The sequence below is a fragment of the Methanosarcina sp. 1.H.A.2.2 genome (genome assembly GCF_000979975.1).
In the GTDB taxonomy this organism is placed as follows: domain Archaea; phylum Halobacteriota; class Methanosarcinia; order Methanosarcinales; family Methanosarcinaceae; genus Methanosarcina.
On record NZ_JJQL01000073.1, the window covers coordinates 1 to 16,633 of the forward strand.

Consider the following 16,633-nt stretch of genomic DNA (forward strand, 5'->3'; position numbering starts at 1 on the left):
ACAGTACTGTAAACTGGTACCTTAACGGAGTGGTAAAGCGTTCTGAATCCGGTGTTAAAAGCAGTTCCTATTCCAACAGTGCTCTCTCCCCTGGAACTTATACTGTGACCTCCCGTGCTGTAACAGGAAGCGAAACAGTTGTAAGCACCTGGAACTGGACAATCCGCGACTGGAACCCCTGGGACGATTTAACCTCTCATGAAGGAAAAAACATAAGCACAGGAGAGCTCCAGGAAGCGATACATGTATATAAAAATCGTCTTCCAGCCCCGAACACAGGAGTAGAATTAACGAGCGAAAGACTCGGGGAACTTATAAGGCTCTGGCGCGAAGGGCCTGCAAATTGAAAAAGCAGTTTAACAACAGCCGGGAAACAGAATCCAGGTTTCCCGTTTATTTTATTAATTTTCTTTTTTAATTTTCTTTCTTAATTTTCTTTCTTAATTTTCGTTCTTAATTTATACTTCTCTCTTATTTTCTTTTTCCAGAGTCTGTTCGACTCCTTCCCCTATTTTAACATTCATAAGAAAATCGTCAACGGTTGCAAGAAGAGAACCAATTTTTTCAGAATGGAACCGCACAGCAACCCTCTCATCGCTGATTTCGCTTTCCATACTTCTCAGGTTGTCCGGGGCAAGAGCTTTCAGAATTCTGGCTGCTGACTTTCTTGACTTCGGGTCAGGGAACTCAATTGTACCTGTGATTTTCATAAATATGCCTCATGCGTTTTTTATGTTAATCCCGTGCTTTCTTTTCTTTTTGCTTTGCTTTGATTTTGCTGCTTAGCTTTCTGCCGCATCATTTTCCGGCTTAATTTCCTTGCTTTAAATTTCCTTTACTTTGCTTTCCCACCGGCGTTTTTCCTGAGCTGGTCTCCTATGATCCGGTCTGCGATGCTCAGGAACTCCTCCGTACTTCCGAGAGGAATTGAGGCTCCGGATGCGACACTATGCCCGCCTCCGCTTCCGCCGACTGCGCCTGCAGCCTCCCTGAGGGCAAAGGCAAGGTCAAGGCCTTTTGATACAAGTTCGCGGGTACCCCTGGCAGAAACCTTCTGGATTCCCTCGGACTCGTTTAAACAGATGAACGGGAGTTCGGGGTGGAGGTATCTGACTACGGTTGTGGCAAGACTTCCTGTGGAAAGGGCATCAACCGTGTTGATGTACCAGATATTCTCCCCTTTGCGAATTTTTTCCACATTTTTCCGGATATCCAGGGCAAGGTTCTTTTCATGCTCCTTTGTAAGGGAGAGGGCTTCATTGACAATAGTTGAGTCTTTCAGGCAGAGAGCCAGGGCAAGCCCGTAAACCTTCTGCTTCCCGCAGGTATTGAGAATGGAGATGAAATCATAGACATTGTGCACCAGCTCCCGGTTCAGCAGGAGGATATCTCCTATGACGGCTTCAATTGCCTCGGGGCTTGCCTGTCTGACAAGTTTCAGGGCAATGGCGCTGGCAAGTTTTGATATATCTTCCGCAGACAGGTTTTCAATGTTTCCGGAGAGCCCAAGCTGGTTTAAGAATTCCGCTGCTTTCTCAGGGTAGCCGGTTATATCCAGGAAAGGTTCTGTGCTGTATGCGAGCACCTCCGCAAGGTTTCCATCCCCTACCTTCAGCCCTTTCCTGATAGATACAACTCCTGCTTTCAAGGCTTCTTCCAGAATAAAGGCATTGGCAGTCTGGAAAAGCTGCCTGTCTCCGACTGCACCTGCAATTGCCAGCCCTGCAAGGTCGAGATTTCCTGTCCCAAGTTCCCTGGCTACAAGATAGCAGGTGCCTGAAGCCGAGATATCCGTTGCCCCGTCAATTCCTACCATATGGGCGTTTACCACGGCTTTTGCAGGGGACTGCCCTACTGGCTGGTGATGGTCAAGCACCACTACATCAGCCGCCACCTTACCTATAAGTTCAGGTTGTCCGCTGCCCATATCACAGAAAATGACAAGTTCTCCCTGAGAGATACTATTGTTCACTTCTTCGATCACAGACTCATCCAGTTTTCCTGCTATTGAAAGCTGGAAACGGATGCCTGCCCGCAGCAGGGCCTGGGCCATGATCCCGGCTGAAGTCAGCCCGTCAGCATCATTATGTGAAACTACGCGCACAAAGTTATGCTTCCGGATTTTATCGGCTGCATTTTTTGCAAGGTTTATCAGTTTTTCAAGCTCGCTCAAAACCCATCACTCATAAAATTTAATATCAAAGTGAGATGGCCGGTACAGAGACCGATATATTTTAGAGATAGATATATTTCAGAGATAAATACTTAGTTGCCAGCTCACGAAAGATGCCAATCTATACTGGCTTGATAATATAAAACACAATTCCCCAAAACTGTACAGGGAATAGATCCTGATCAAAGAATAAAGAATAAAGAATAAGGAAAAGGAAAAGGAAAAGGAAAAGAAAAAGAAAAACAGTAAAAGCAAAAAGAACAGATCTGACAGACAAATGAAAAAACCCTTATATCCGTAACTAAAGCGGATTTTTTCCCGGGACCCGGACATACAAAATATCTCCGGGGGTCAACTTAATAAATAAGAAAGTATATAGCTAAAAGAGTAGCAGGACACCCTGCCAGCCTCGTACATCAGTAGTGTAGCGGTCATCACCGGGCGTTGCCAACGCTCGAACTCGGGTTCGAATCCCGACTGGTGTATATTTTTATAATTAATTAAGATATGTCTGCCTTCATGAGTCGTTCTTATCCCTTTTTCGTTCCTTTTTTCTCTTTTTGTTCTTTTTGCTGATTTTTGGTGTTTCCAGATTAATCGGTTGGTATTACTCAGAATATCCGAAGCTATCCGAAACTGGAATATTTTGTTTTTCTCTCCTATTCCTTGCAGGGCTGAAGCCGTCTCGTTTGCCCGCAAGAAAAAATAACAGGCAAATTTCTGATGGTGTTAAGAGAAAACGAGAATTATAGAAATGCCTGCCTGGCCCGAAAAATACTTTCCTTATACCCTGAAAACCGCTATTTAATCCACAGGTAAATATATGGTGCCTCCGCCAGCTTGCCTGGAGGCCCTTCAAAAAAAGCAGAAAAAAGAAGGAAGATAATAGAAGAAGGAAGAAATAAGAGGCTGAAATCGCAGTAAAAATCAATAAAAACATACGTGGAAATAGTATTTCCCAGGTACAATTTAATCCCTTTTTGACTTCATCCCCCAGATTTTTACTCCATTTTTAATTTCCGGCTTTTTTTCTTTTATTCTTCCTTTTCTTTTCTCTTTATTGTCTTTTGGGAAAGGCCGCTTTCCTGCGTCGAGCGTGACAAGAACGACATGATACAGCGAATAATGTTGCACGGGAAAGAAATATCTGCAATTTAGTCCGCTTGAACGAGCAAAGCTCACTGCTATGATCCATAAAATAGTCCGCTTGAGCGAAGCGAAACGGACCGCGTACTCCCGAGGCGCAATTCGGGCGAGGCGCAATTCGGGCGAGGCGCAATTCGGGAAAGAAAAAAAATAAGCAGCTTTAGATGCTGCTTCAAACTGGGAATTTATTTAGGCATTTAGAACTTCCTTCTCAGGACGCAGTATGCGGCTCCAACTGTTCCCAGAACAGCTGTATATTCAAAACCAGGTATCGAACGCCAGCCGCCTCTTGACGGATTTCCAGGTTTGGAAGCCACATCATTTTCCGAGGTTTCAGTAGGAACAGGCTCGACCTCTATCGAACCAGATCCATCTTTACCGGGTGCAACAATTACAAAGGGTCCGAACCCAGGGGTTTTGGCTTCGAAGTAGACGTAAGTGTCGCTGTCCTCATCTAATTTCCTGGTATCAAGTTTGCTCCATGACTTGTCATAGTACCAGAGGTTTAACGAATCCGCATCAACCTCGTTTTCCTCAAGCCAGGTCTTGTCGACTCTGAAACCAATAACTGCGTTTTCGAGATTGTCAGAATTTGCGATTCCTCCCGAACCCACCCAGATGTTCACGTTCTTATAAACCGTGCCTTCGGGCAGGCTCGAAACCAGCCTGGATTGGCCTTTCAGCATTTCGACAATAGTAGTGATCTTTCCGAGAGTTTTCTTGGCGTCAAACTCCACATACCTTATGCAGGTTACACCTTTTGGAAAATCGAACCTTACGTGTTTTCCAGCGGTGACGAACGCCTGGGACAGCTCTTTAGTCTCTACATTGCTCTGGAGTTCGGGGGAACCTCCAGCTCCGCCGCCTGAACTGCTGCTTGAGCTATGTGAACCGCCGCCTGAACCTCCGGAGGTTATGACCTTGATGGAAGAACTGGCAGGGAGGACAGAGAATTCAGTTTTGTTGATATCCCTTAAAAGACCCACGAACTGGTATGTGCCGGTTGACGCAGGAGCTTTAAGGGTGTAGCTGAACCTCTTTTCAGTCATCAGCAGGAAGGAAACCTTGTTGCCGTTTACAGTTACAGCTTTTTCAGGAAGGGTTGAGCTGACGTATGTGAAACCTGCAGGAAGCTTTTCAAGAACCTGACCGGCTGCACCATAATCGGCTACATTAACCGTTACCTGAAACTCCTCATTGGTGTTAACTGAAGAAGGAAGAGTCCTTTCTGCACTGCCCGCAGAAGCCGGTACCGCGCATAAGACCAGGGTCAGGAGCAGCACAAAAGCAATTTTAAACTCAGGCCGTTTCATATCCGATCCCACCCGTTAGCAAAGTAAATATTCAGAATTGCGTATTTAATCCCGCTGGATATCTGATAATCATTTACAATATTTTGGATTTCTTCGGCAGAGAAGATCCTGTCAGCTCCTCCGTACCTTATTGTGAGTTCATCTTCATTTACTACGGTGATTGAGATACTATCATTATCTGTAACTTTATTCCCAAAGTAATCCGTAGCTGTAAGGGGGAGTTTAAACTCTCCTGCCAGAGTACTGCCTACATTGCAGGTGTAAATGCCTCCGCTTTCGGAAGTCAATTCAACCACTTCTCTGCCTATGGGGGTGAGATCGATGGTTACTAAATAAACCCCGGACAAGTCATCCGAGACTTTTGCCCTGATAGTTGAGTAATCCTCTCCGTCATTCAGGATGTATACAGGGGATGCAGAGCAAGTTTCGATAACTGGAGGTACAAACTCCCCTTCAAAAGTAAGATCGAGTCCTTTCACCGGCGCAGCGCCGTGCTGGTAAGTCACGGAAACAGGGGATTCAACGAGACCCAGCTTGAAGACTATCTTCTTTCCATTATCCTCCTCGGCACCCGAGACTCCCACGCTGTATTTTCCTGCCTCATTGATAGGATTACTGCCAGCAAACTTGGAATCTATATAAGCCGAAATTATAGTTCCTGCGGGCACATCTGCACCGTCTGTAATCAGCTTTCCTTCAAATGTGTTGGGAATAGAAGGAATAGTGCTGGCAGATGCAACCGGAACAAGGGATATGCCCAGTACCAGAATAACCAGGCACGATAAAATTCTTAAGTATTTGTCCTTGATGGTCACCATATCACCTTGAGATTTTCACGTTACCCGTGCAGATCCTTTTAGAAAGATCTTTCAGGGCTTCCTTCTCGATTCCCTCCCGAGATTTGATCCGAAAGTGAGCAGAACTATGCCAGCAACCGCAGAAATAATCGGGAAACCTGGAGCACTTTCTGGTTCAGAGGAAGTTTCAGAGGAATCTTCAGAAGACTCTGCAGTCTGTTCGACCCCGGCATCATCACCTGAATCGACACCTGTATTTTCCGGGACCGTTTTTTCCTGAACTGTTACATTCGTTTGAGGGACTGAACTTTCAATGACCTCAGCTCCGGAGCCCGCTCCGGAAGTTGAGCTCTTTTTAGAACTCCCGGAATCAGCTACAACACCGACCGAAAGTTCGACGGATGAGACCAGCTTTCCGGATTCCCAGTCAAAACTTTTTCCCGAATCCTTTCCACCAATTGTAAAGGTAACGGGTTTTCCTTCATCTTCGGCTACTCCGGAAATCAATAAATAGAAATCTCCAGAAGAAGTATTTACACGAAAATCTTCTACCTGCGCCCCATTAAGGTAAGCTGCAACAACAGTGCCTGTGGGAGCCGGAGCCCCATCAATCAGGGCAACTCCCTGCACTGTCATTGGGAGCAGAGGGACCGGGACTTCTTCCCCTGCCATACCTGTATGAGCAGCTGTTAAGAAAAATAACATCAGTACAGCTGTTCCTAATAAACTATTTTTTAACATCCTGTTCATGATTTACCTCCAATTGCTACGCAAACAAGAAAAAAGAAAAAGAACCTTTCAGCCTGAACTGGCTGAAAAGTTACTTGTTTTCTAAATTTCACCCCTTACACAGGCTCATTGTAGATAGCCACGCTTTCGATGGAAGCATAGGTACCGTCTTCCTTCATGAAGATCCAGTATCCCTGTCCTGGGACCATTAAGCCCTCAGATTGAAGTGCTTCAACCGGATATGCGTATTGAGGATCTGCCCCTTTGGCCAGGTCTAAGATTCCAAGAGAGATTGTGCCTCCCCAACCTTCATTTTGAGAATACGTGATGATGTTGGAGAACTTATATTCTACACCCAGAAGGCCCTGCAATGAACCCAGAGTCTCGGCCCAGTGTACAGGCACTGTAGAGGTGTGCCCTATCATCTGCCAGCCGGGAGCAAGATCGAGAGATGGAGGTACATCTGGAGTTGTGCTGTCAATTGACATTGGCTTGAACTTTACATTTCTCATGTCAGCTTCCGGAGTGTAGACCCAGTAACCCTTACATGGTTCGATGATCGTCGGGAATTCCCAGGAATTGCCATTCCAGTAAATTACTGTGCTGGATTCTCCAAAGACCGAATCTACACCAGCATTGAATGTAGCCAGATTCTTAGGCACGGATTTCAGGTTCCAGCCGGCATCAAGTGTGAGGGTCAGGTCTTCGTATGTCTGGGCAGGGCCGAAAACGGAAACGTTTTCGTTGTAGTTACCAGCCCTATCCAGGGCAATAACAGCCACCCAGTAGTCCTTACCGTAGACAAGAGGTTCTCCGCCATACTCTCCAATATACATATACATGTAATTACCAGCATCATAGATTGTAGTTACAGGTACTGCCAGTTCCATTTCAGAAATGTTCGAGGGCTCGGATGCGCTGATGAAGACCACATATGGCACTCCATAGTAAGCGTCTAATCCATCGTAAAGGTCTTCTTCGGTGTTTTTATCCCAGCCAACGTAAAGTCCTGGTTCATCATACGTATAGTACCACGTAGTATTGCTCAGTGCGTCAAAAACACCCAGGTTTGCCACAGCAGCAGGGGCTTCAGTATCAACAGAGAACGAAAGTGGGATAGGTTCATAGACGGTGCCTGCACAGTCGGTAATACGCACGGTCCAGGGTATTTCAGTTGCGTCTTCCACCGTTGCAGTTACTGAATAGTAGTTTATCGGATCTTCACCAACAATGAACGTGCCGTTCTTTACTTTTGTGCCGTTAATGAGCAGTTCGTAATCGAAAGGCAGCCCTGCACCTCCTGAAACACTGAAATTAAATTCCGGGTTTGCAGGAACGAACCCACCATTCGGAGAAATGAGGGAGACGTCAAGTCCTCCAAAGTTCACATAGAATTTCCGGACTTCGCTCGTAACGCTGTTTCCTGCCATATCCTCGATATAAACGGACCAGTTGTGAGCGCCATCAGTTTGGTTTACATATGGAATTTCTGCATACTCCCCTGAGAGCATGTTTCCGGAGCCGATAACACCAACAGATTCTCCGTCGATGTACAGCTGGTAAGACAGGGGCAGGTTATACTTGGCAGATAAATCATCCTGCGAGGTGAAATTGAATGCAAAGAGAGAATTATTTATGCTGACGACGGCAAGGTCTGCTGGAGAAATAAGTGTCGCGCTCGGGGCTTTGGTGTCCACATACAGGTCAGTGCCATTGACACCACTGGTACCTTTGTTTCCGGCATCATCCTCGAGTGTGATTTCCCAGGGGTAATAGCCATCATCCAGCTCAGTCTCATATTTTGCATATCCGTTAGAATTTATAGTCCCTGTTTTTTTCTGGGTACCGTTGATGTAGATGGCGTAGTCAATTATATTATCCAGTTTATCGAAAGCACCGAAATCAAAGACTACATCCTTTGTATTGTAAACAGTGGAGCTCGGTTCAAAGATCTTAATTCTCGGAGCTTCGTTGTCAACCACAAAGGCGTCAGGATCAATTGCCTCAACATAGTCACCTAAGATGAATCCATATATTGTCACGTCCACCGAATTGTCTATACCGCCCGGAACATTATAACTATAAGACCAGTCGGTGTTACCGATGTAGGTCATATTGGTCATGTTAACGGGGGCAAGAACGCTGTTATCAACCTTTACCTGTGCATAAATGACAGGTTCACTGAAGGTCGCAGTTATCTTTACAACGTCTCCCATCTTGAAAGGACCGGTATCGTTGTAGGCGATACTAACGCTCGGAACGGTCACCAAAGTCGATACAGCATCTGTATCCTCTATATCTTCAATTGCACTTGCTGTTCCTGCTAAAAGGAACATAATTAGCAGCGCACTAAATAGTATTAATTTTTGTTTCATATTCTGCACCTAGATTCCGCAAATGTTCAATTTAAGTCGATATTTCTACCTTGAATATTATCTTTTACTAAATAATATTTTAAAGTTAGCGAGTTGTAGCAGATCCAGTTAGTTATAATACAATCCTATAAACAGTCTATAAATACTGAAATTTAGTCATTCTTAGAAAGTAAATAAAACAAGACTGTAGGAAATTTACAGTTTTTTTACAGTTATTATTAATAAAACTGCTTCCCACCTCACCTCCTGAACTTAATTAATCTGATCAATTTTATCCTCGATTAGTAGATAAGAAAGCCAGCACTTCTCCAATCCCTTTTATGGCAGGAGTGTGGTAGCCTCGACCTCTGGAGCGGCAAGCATTAACCCCATTAATTTTTGCGCAGCAGGGGAATTGTGAATCAACACCGTTTTTATTACCAGGGCTGAACAGTCAGCCCGGTGCATCAGACATATACTATTAATTTCAAGCAGCAAATTCGCCAACAGGCAAATTCATATGGATAATTAATATTCAACATTTAATATAGTATATGTCTTTTTATATTATCCTGTGACGATAATATGATGTAACTTATGCAAATATTTGATATAAATCTTTCTAAAAAATATTAGACACTAAATATAATCCCATATGAAAAAATTATGGATAATAATAATTATTTTTAAAAAATTAAATATTTAAAAAGCCAGGTGTTTTTTAAGAAAAACACAAAGAGAATCTGAAAATATGATCGCCTAGCATTAGAATAGTTATTTGGAAGTAATGAAAAAAAATACTGGAAATTGAAGGAGTCAGATTGCCATTCAAGAAAGTATATATTATTCAAAAAAATATATACCAGTATGAAGAGTATATACTATTATGAAGAGTATGCATCATTGTAAAAAAATATATCTATATAAAAAGTATATGCTCACAGATTTAAATGTGAAGAAACATAATTTAACAAAAGACTTTTTTATGCTACAGGGGGAAATTTAAAATGAAGTATACCTTTCAGGACTCTACGGAACTTCCTGTTCAGAGGGATTTTATCCAGGATCTGCAGGACTTCATAAGGATTTCAAAAGAAGCAATACCTCTCGAAAAATCAATTATGGGGATAAAGCAGGGGAATAAGGAAGAGAAAGCAATCTCTCAGAGAAGACTCGAGGAGATAGATAAGTTCCAGAAAGACTTCATTGATTATATGGAAGAACGTGTGCAGGGAGTAGAGTCAGAGGAGATTCTTGAAATTAAAGCAAGAACAATTGAGACCTCTTCAACTGTATCCATGTTAAAAAAGAATGAAAGGCTTGAAGACATTGATAGGCTAAACAGGCAGGCACTTATGGAAGTGCAGCAGCTTGAAACCAGGATACTCGCAACCCTCAGCCCTTTTTTTGAAACAAGCATATATGGGGCCGAAAATGCCTATTATGCTTCAGCTGAAGACAAAGAACTGAAAGGAAGGCAGGTAAGTTCAGTTAACGGCGTACAGTACGAGTTTGAACTGAACTTTGCGCACGGTGCACTAAAAGTTGAGGACCTTCGGGAACTCACTCTGCCTGTATGGGCAAAGAGTGGGATTCTGTCCAGGGAAGAAAAAGTAAAGAAGATGGATGTATCCGATTTCCATATTACGAATATCGAGTACGAAGGAAACAGCGTCAAAACAGTGCTTCAAGACAAGGATGCAGAGCACATATTCACACTCTCTGCAGATGACAGGACTTTACGGATCCTGTATGGAGACCATGATATAACAGGAGACGAAAAACTGGCTCCCCTTATAGACAGGGAAGCTCTCTATATGTTCATGGTAAAGCTCAAAGAGTTCTTCACGAAATCCGTCAAGTCCAGAAGGCTCAGGCAGGTCCTGCTGGACGGCAAAAACGCTGTTGAAGAGAACATTGTGTTTGATTGCCTGAAGCTTATAGCCGGTATATATGGGAAGCTCGTAAGGGAATGCATTGAAAGGGGATACACTAAAGGGGAAGTTACAATTAAAATGGAGGAGCCTGGAAGCGTCCGGACCGAAAAATACGTTTCGAAATCTGAAGCTTCAAGCGAACTCTCAGCCATAGGAACCGAGGGCCTGGAGCTTGCCCGAATCCTGGGAGTCGCCGAAGCCTGAGAAAAATTAAGCAAGCTAAGGAGACACCCGGCTGGTGCATAAGGAGAGAGAGCTTGCGTTCTGGAGTGTTCCTGTATCTGAGATGTTGCAGGAACTACAGACAGAAACTTTTCCTTTTTGCGGACGAAAAGCCCTTTCTCCTGCACGACCCAACGGATACAGTAATTATCATATCTATGATCCTTATCATCAGTGTTCCAGGGGTCTTGCAGGAAAAAATCATGCTTCTTCGAATGGTTCTTCCTTATATCCTTCCAGATTTTTGTAGTCGTCCAGATTTTTAAATTCTTCATAATCTTTTCCATCAGGCAGAAAAGGTGTGAAAAGGATAACTGAAAAAAGGAGTAAAAATGTCCCAAGCATTCTTGACTGCGCCTCAAAAGTAGCATAAAACATGAAAATTCCAATCATGACCCATACAATAAAGCTCAACTGAAAAGCAATCTTTACTCTATATAAATTTTCTGCGCTCTCGCTCAAGCAACTCCCCCTTAAATATCCCATTTAAAATGATTCGGGATTGAATAAATAGCTGTTTATTTGAAAGATTCGGACCTTTAAGATCCGGAAATCGGAGATGTTGTCAGGCTGAAAAAGGATTTTCCTGAATAAAATTTTCCGATTTCAGGACGCAGATGTGTAAAAAATACCAGAAATAGTGGAATGCCGAAAAAATAAAGAAAAAGAAGAAAGAAATCAGATTTAGAGTCTCAGATTTGGAGTCTCAGATTCAAAGCATCAGATTTCAGGCATTAGATTCAGAGCATCAGATTAAGAATCTCAGATTCAGAGCATCAGATTAAGAATCTCAGATTCAGAGTACTTTAGAGTATCAAATTTCGATGAAACTGATAACCTTTTCTCCCTCATTTACTCTCCTGAGAAAATCCTCTCTGTCAATATAAGGAATTCCGGCAGCTATAGAATCAGCCGCTTTTCTGCCGATGCCCGGAATTTCCCGGATAAGGGCAGGAGATGCGGTGTTTATATGCAGGGGATAGGGAATCCCGGTAATCGAACGCATTCCGTGTCCTGTGACAGTAATATCCGTGAATTTTCGCAGAGGAAGGAGGGCAGGAACTCCCACAAGTAGAGGATAAGAGCCAAGCTGCCTCCCGAAAGTGACCCCTCTGTCATGCACCTCGCACATTACATCTCTCAGTACCGTTCCTTCCGGCACGACCCGCCGGAGCATTGGAAGGTCGATGTTCTTCCTGACCTGTTCCTTATAGTCCAGAAAGAGTTTCTTGTGCTTCCTGGTTGCTTCGTCCCTTCCGTACATTGGAGTTCCGGGAAATGCCATAACCTGCCGGATATTAATCCTTCGGAGAAGCAGCCCTGAATCAAACACCTGCTGAAGGAAATCATAATTCAGCTGGAACGTTTTTTTCGTCTCACCCATCAGCCCGTGTACAAAATTAATGCCAGGAAGAATTTCCGGGAGCCCATTTGCCCCGCGCACGGCCCCAAGCCTGTTTACCAGTTTGATCGCCTCAAAAACTTCTTCGGAAGTCGCCTTGAGGGAATTTGCTGCAATCACCACGGGGTCAGCAGTCTCCATCCCAAAGGCTGCTACATCTCCGGGGGTGTGATATTTGATAATCGTCTTCAGAATCTGCTCTGACTCTTCGGGGTATGCTGCAAGGGTTATCGGGTTTGCGTTGTCCATATGAAGCACGGAAAGCTCAGGTGCGGAATTCCGGATTCCACGGTAAAGCCTTTCAAGAACCTCGGGAACGGGTTTAGGGACAGGTCCTCCGGCATCGGTCCCGTGGTAAGAAAAAAGGTCAGGCTGCCTTCCTATTCTGAAATAGCGGGCTCCATGGGAATAAAGTGCAGAAACTTCGGAGACAACATCCTCTACAGGCCTGTAATCCGAAGCCCCATAAAATGGCTCGGTGCAGAAAGAACAGTGGATCTGCCTGCCGCAGCCCCTGTAAGTTTCAAGCTCGCACATACAGTAAGGGTAGTCCGGGTGCTGCCGGATCAAAAAAGCTCCTTTCGACCCCCAGCGCCCTATCTCGGCTGTTGTCCTGAAACGGTGGTCAATGGATTCCGGGGCTTTCAGCTTTGCAGGAAAGCTTCCGTTGCTTCCACTGTATCCGTTCCCGCCAGCCCCTCCCTCAAAGAGATCGTAAATAAAAGCCTCGACATCCATTTTTGCAAGCACGGCTTCTCCCAGGCTTATCCCGCTTTCCGTCCCCTTTGCAGCCCTTCCGCCTTCGCTGCTGAAACCGAGCCTGATAGGGCCGCCTATGACCTTTACCCCGCTCGCAGCCCGAAAGATAGTTTCGATCTCTCCAGGCGTGATAGGGGATGCCCGAAGATATTTTCCAGGCACGGTCATGCCTGCAATAATGACCAGAAGGTCTGCCTTGCCTATAAGCTCGCCAGCCCCGGGCGGGTTTTCCCTCAGGGTATCGATGGTCAGGTAGTGAATGTCATTTTCGGAAAGCCCGCGCTCTCTAAGAGCTCCTGCTATATACCGTGCGTAAGGGGAAAAGTATGGAGGAACCCCGAGGCAGGCGGGCTCGTCCACATAACCGTCTATGATGAGTGCTTTCATATCAGTTCTCGTTTCCTTTGTTGATAATTGAAGTTGGAAGCATATGAAGTTGGAAGCATATACAGTGCAATCGGATATTAGATACAGGCGATTGGTAGATGCAACAGAGTTATAGAAACATAGTGTAAGGTAACTGTAATATAGAGCAGATTAAGGGTAGATTAAGAGCGGATTATAAAATAGACATTAGAAATGATATAAAAAACACTGCTGCAGAAAAACACCGTACACAGAAGAGAAGAAAAACAATTATAAAATAGTTTTAGGGCCGGGACCGAGAATCGAACTCGGATCGTAGCCTCCACAGGGCCACAGGATAACCTCTACCCTACCCCGGCCACAGGGTCTGGTACTTCAGGTTTGAAGCAACCTATAGAAGGAGTTTATTTATATAAAGTTTTTGCCGGAAAAAGCAGGAGACTTTTCCAAGAAGAGGGAAGTTTTCTGTTTTCCGGCATTCTGAACAGGTAAAAACCCGATTTTTGGGGGGTTTCGGCTTGCTTCAGGCAAATATCAGATCATTTTAAGCCTGTCAAGGGCAAGTTTTGCAGCCTTTTCGCCGGAAAGGAGCATGCCTCCGAAGACAGGGCCCATTCTCGGGGCACGGGTTGCGGCATTTGCGGCCATGCCTGCGACAATCAGCCCGGGATAGATCTCCTGGGTTGCGTCCACAGCCAGGCGCTCGCCGACCTCAGACCACATTGGCTTTTCCCCGAGCATCCCGAGTTCTCCGATCTTTGCGTTAGGGATTTTCCTGAGAATCGTGTTGCAGACAACTGCATCATGCCCGGTCCCGTCGATAACGAGTTTTGTGCGGATCATGAGAGGGTCCACGTGCAGGCGCTGTGTTGTGACAGGGCCCCAGTTGATGACAATTCCAGTAACCCTGTCGTTCTCCCGGATCATGACGTCCTCAAAGCTCACAAGGTTAAAGACCTCAGCTCCTGCCGAAGTCGCTCCTGCAATCAGCTTCCCGACGGATTCTACGGAATTTGCCACATAATACCCGGGCTGGTACTCCATATACCTGATTCCGAAGTCGTCCAGGACGTGGCAGGCTTCTTCCTGCACAACTATGCGCGGGAACATCATGCCACCGGCCCACATGCCGCCCCCGAGAGACAGCTTCTGCTCATAAATGGCAACCTTTGCCCCGGCTTCAGCCAGGTACTTTGCAGCCACCAGGTTTGCAGGTCCCCCTCCTATAAGTGCTACATCGATGTCAGTGTAGTCAAGGAAGGTTTTAGAATACTCTTCAAAAATTGCCCGTGTGATTATGACTTCGTCGAGTTCCATTTTAATCTCTCATTAAGTTGTAGGATTGAAGGTCCGGGGAAAACAACCCGGTATTTTAAGAAGTAAATCAGGGAATTGTTAACCCTGATCGTAAGCACTGAAATTCACATTTTGATAATGGGCATTCCTTTTAAAGTTGTTGGAATCTGATAGGGAGGATGGGGAGGATGGGGAGGATGGAAGATGGAGGATAGGGGAAGAAAAGTAATAGTTCTGAAGCGGCTTCACATGTGGCAATATCAGAGCTTTAAAAAATTACCAACCACGAAATTTCAATTTTGGGAGTATTTTTAGGAGCATGTGAAGATTTCGGTTTTCGTGACAAGAAGGTTTGAGGGACTGAAAAATGGACCCCGGATTTTCAGATCAATTGAACATCAAGCAGAGGGTAGGTTTTTCGGCTTTGATCTTTGCTCATTGCCGGGGTTCCAGTTTCATAGCTCGGATACCATGTCCACCCACGCTCGAAGAAGGAGAGCGGTTTGCCCTTAAATTTAATGAATAAAATAGAAGCAACACCTTTTTTCAGGCATTAATGTCTTTTATATAATTTTTTAATCTTGCCTGGCAAAAAGGACCAACCTCGCTTCGCTCGGAACAATAATAACTGGGATACGATTCCAGTTACTTTGGATAATTAATAAAAAATAGATCAAACTCTAACAGACCGGAGACAGGGGGTAAGCAGGTTCGGATGAAAGAGGGCAGGTTGAATACCCCATTCCGATTAGCCCAGAACTTACTCAAAATAATTAAATACAATTGACACCGTATATTGTATACATTACACAAAAACAATAGAGGTATAACTTTTTTGCTTATACATTTATTGTTGACAGTAGATAATTGGGGCAAACTTATGAATATAAGTAATTCAGAGACATTAACGGTAAGGACAGTTACCCGGAATGAAAGCAAGAAAACGGCTGGAGTCGATGGTGAAATATGGTCTACAGCACAAACCAAAATAAGAAGCTCACATGATGCTTGTGAACAGATGTTTACCTGTCTCTGCAATAAACACTCTGCACAATGGATCCTGAAAGGGAACATCAAAGGTTGTTTCGACAAAATCAACCATCAATGGCTAATAAACAATATTTTGAGAGAAAGATCTGTTAGGAATCAATTTCTTAAGGCAGTTTTTGTTTCTAAATATCATCAGAACCCAAAAAAAACTGAAACTCTGCGAGAAGGAATCATATCGCCTATTATGATGAATATAACTTTAGACAGCATCGAACACTTGTTGTTTACCAAATACAGTACAGGTAAAAGTGAGAAAGACAACTCTATAGTGAGATGTCAAAACGAGGTAAACTTTGTCAGATATGCTGATGATTTTGTGGTCACTGCCAGCTCTGAAGAATTAGTCAGAGAAATTAAGGAACTGATCAGCGCCTTTCTTAAAAAAAGAAGTCTGGAATTATCGGAAGAAAAGACTCTTATTACTCATATTGATTATGGTTTTGACTTCCTTGGATGGAATTTCAGAAAACATGAAGGGAAACTTCAAATCAAAATTGCACGGGAACATCCTGCAGAAAGCTGTAGGGTATTCGACTGAAATAAATGACCAGTTTCCTGCAAAAAGAGTTGAACCCACCAATAAACTATTACATCCTCATCTTTAAATAAATGAAACTGTTGGGCGGATGAAGAGTTTACTTTTTATCGATGCGGGAATTTTTATTCTTGCAGCTGTCACAGCATTCCTGAAGGGAGACCTTGCTTTTGGGACCGGGTAAGGGCAAATTATGATACTGAAGATGAAGAGCGCAAGGAGAAAAATAGATTGTCAAAAAATTTATTTTTTGTAGGCTCTTTCAATATCGCCATATCAATACTTACTTATGAATTCACACTACAGTGACTTACCATCATGAATTGAAGACCCCAACATCTCATAAAAAATAGAAAAAAGGCCCCATAAATCTTCGAGCCTCTATCTACTGAATTCCCTTTTAAATTAAACTTTACTGCTCAGCCTGTCCTCCATTTGTAAAGAACATTTTGTCCCCTTCGTTTCCAGGATACAGGACAAGCTGTCCATTCTCCAGAGCTACTGACCCCACACCTGTCTCTTATACACATCTGACGCTGCCGACGAGCGATCTA

11 protein-coding genes, 2 tRNA genes and 1 pseudogene are annotated in these 16,633 nt (G+C 44.1%); 4 read left to right on the top strand and 10 right to left on the bottom strand.

Annotation, left to right across the window (positions count from 1 at the left end; translation table 11 throughout):
• Positions 1-347 (top strand): annotated as a pseudogene (locus tag EO93_RS17770) (peptidase C1); the annotation flags it as partial.
• Between the two features lie 111 nt (positions 348-458).
• Here the strand turns inward: EO93_RS17770 and EO93_RS10720 are convergent.
• Together EO93_RS10720 and EO93_RS10725 are read right to left on the bottom strand one after the other, a co-directional pair.
• Positions 459-710: a KEOPS complex subunit Pcc1 gene (locus EO93_RS10720; RefSeq protein WP_048132402.1), complete on the bottom strand. Its 252-nt coding sequence runs from the start codon at positions 708-710 to the stop codon at positions 459-461.
• Positions 711-835: 125 nt separating this feature from the next.
• On the bottom strand, positions 836-2,173 hold the full coding sequence (locus EO93_RS10725; RefSeq protein ID WP_048162534.1) for a DHHA1 domain-containing protein: 1,338 nt from the start codon (positions 2,171-2,173) through the stop codon (positions 836-838).
• A gap of 413 nt (positions 2,174-2,586) precedes the next feature.
• On the opposite strand from EO93_RS10725, the gene EO93_RS10730 reads away from it, so the two are divergent.
• Positions 2,587-2,658, top strand: a tRNA-Gly gene (locus EO93_RS10730).
• 858 nt (positions 2,659-3,516) lie between these two features.
• Here EO93_RS10730 and EO93_RS10735 read toward each other — a convergent pair.
• The 4 genes from EO93_RS10735 to EO93_RS10750 form a co-directional block, all read right to left on the bottom strand.
• Positions 3,517-4,632: a PGF-pre-PGF domain-containing protein gene (locus EO93_RS10735; protein WP_048162535.1), complete on the bottom strand. Its 1,116-nt coding sequence runs from the start codon at positions 4,630-4,632 to the stop codon at positions 3,517-3,519.
• Complete coding sequence (locus EO93_RS10740; RefSeq protein ID WP_235284215.1) at positions 4,629-5,450, bottom strand: hypothetical protein; 822 nt, start codon at positions 5,448-5,450, stop codon at positions 4,629-4,631. Before EO93_RS10740 ends, EO93_RS10735 begins: the two co-directional genes overlap by 4 nt.
• 51 nt (positions 5,451-5,501) lie before the next feature.
• A complete protein-coding gene (locus EO93_RS10745; protein WP_235284216.1) occupies positions 5,502-6,179 on the bottom strand; it encodes a hypothetical protein in 678 nt (225 codons plus the stop codon).
• 95 nt (positions 6,180-6,274) lie between these two features.
• Entirely contained in the window at positions 6,275-8,494 is a 2,220-nt protein-coding gene (locus EO93_RS10750) for a hypothetical protein (RefSeq protein ID WP_235284217.1), read from the bottom strand.
• 1,025 nt (positions 8,495-9,519) lie between these two features.
• On the opposite strand from EO93_RS10750, the gene EO93_RS10755 reads away from it, so the two are divergent.
• Positions 9,520-10,653: a hypothetical protein gene (locus EO93_RS10755; RefSeq protein ID WP_048162537.1), complete on the top strand. Its 1,134-nt coding sequence runs from the start codon at positions 9,520-9,522 to the stop codon at positions 10,651-10,653.
• A gap of 219 nt (positions 10,654-10,872) precedes the next feature.
• Here EO93_RS10755 and EO93_RS10760 read toward each other — a convergent pair whose 3' ends face one another.
• The 4 genes from EO93_RS10760 to EO93_RS10775 form a co-directional block, all read right to left on the bottom strand.
• Positions 10,873-11,133, bottom strand: a complete 261-nt coding sequence (locus EO93_RS10760; protein WP_235282851.1) for a hypothetical protein — start codon at positions 11,131-11,133, stop codon at positions 10,873-10,875.
• Between the two features lie 352 nt (positions 11,134-11,485).
• Positions 11,486-13,219, bottom strand: coding sequence for a radical SAM protein (locus EO93_RS10765; protein WP_048162538.1), 1,734 nt, complete (start codon positions 13,217-13,219; stop codon positions 11,486-11,488).
• A gap of 266 nt (positions 13,220-13,485) precedes the next feature.
• A tRNA-His gene (locus EO93_RS10770) sits at positions 13,486-13,557 on the bottom strand.
• A gap of 175 nt (positions 13,558-13,732) precedes the next feature.
• Complete coding sequence (locus tag EO93_RS10775; protein WP_048162539.1) at positions 13,733-14,515, bottom strand: sulfide-dependent adenosine diphosphate thiazole synthase; 783 nt, start codon at positions 14,513-14,515, stop codon at positions 13,733-13,735.
• An 832-nt stretch (positions 14,516-15,347) separates the two neighbouring features.
• Between EO93_RS10775 and EO93_RS10780 the strand changes: the two genes are divergently transcribed.
• Positions 15,348-16,082, top strand: a complete 735-nt coding sequence (locus EO93_RS10780; protein WP_156161300.1) for a reverse transcriptase domain-containing protein — start codon at positions 15,348-15,350, stop codon at positions 16,080-16,082.
• Positions 16,083-16,633 lie beyond the last annotated feature (551 nt).

Coding starts and splice junctions, on each gene's coding strand:
- EO93_RS10720 (WP_048132402.1), bottom strand. CDS start 710: ATGAAAATCACAGGTACAATTGAGTTCCCTGACCCGAAGTCAAGAAAG.
- EO93_RS10735 (WP_048162535.1), bottom strand. CDS start 4,632: ATGAAACGGCCTGAGTTTAAAATTGCTTTTGTGCTGCTCCTGACCCTG.
- EO93_RS10740 (WP_235284215.1), bottom strand. CDS start 5,450: ATGGTGACCATCAAGGACAAATACTTAAGAATTTTATCGTGCCTGGTT.
- EO93_RS10745 (WP_235284216.1), bottom strand. CDS start 6,179: ATGAACAGGATGTTAAAAAATAGTTTATTAGGAACAGCTGTACTGATG.
- EO93_RS10750 (WP_235284217.1), bottom strand. CDS start 8,494: ATGTTCCTTTTAGCAGGAACAGCAAGTGCAATTGAAGATATAGAGGAT.
- EO93_RS10755 (WP_048162537.1), top strand. CDS start 9,520: ATGAAGTATACCTTTCAGGACTCTACGGAACTTCCTGTTCAGAGGGAT.
- EO93_RS10765 (WP_048162538.1), bottom strand. CDS start 13,219: ATGAAAGCACTCATCATAGACGGTTATGTGGACGAGCCCGCCTGCCTC.
- EO93_RS10775 (WP_048162539.1), bottom strand. CDS start 14,515: ATGGAACTCGACGAAGTCATAATCACACGGGCAATTTTTGAAGAGTAT.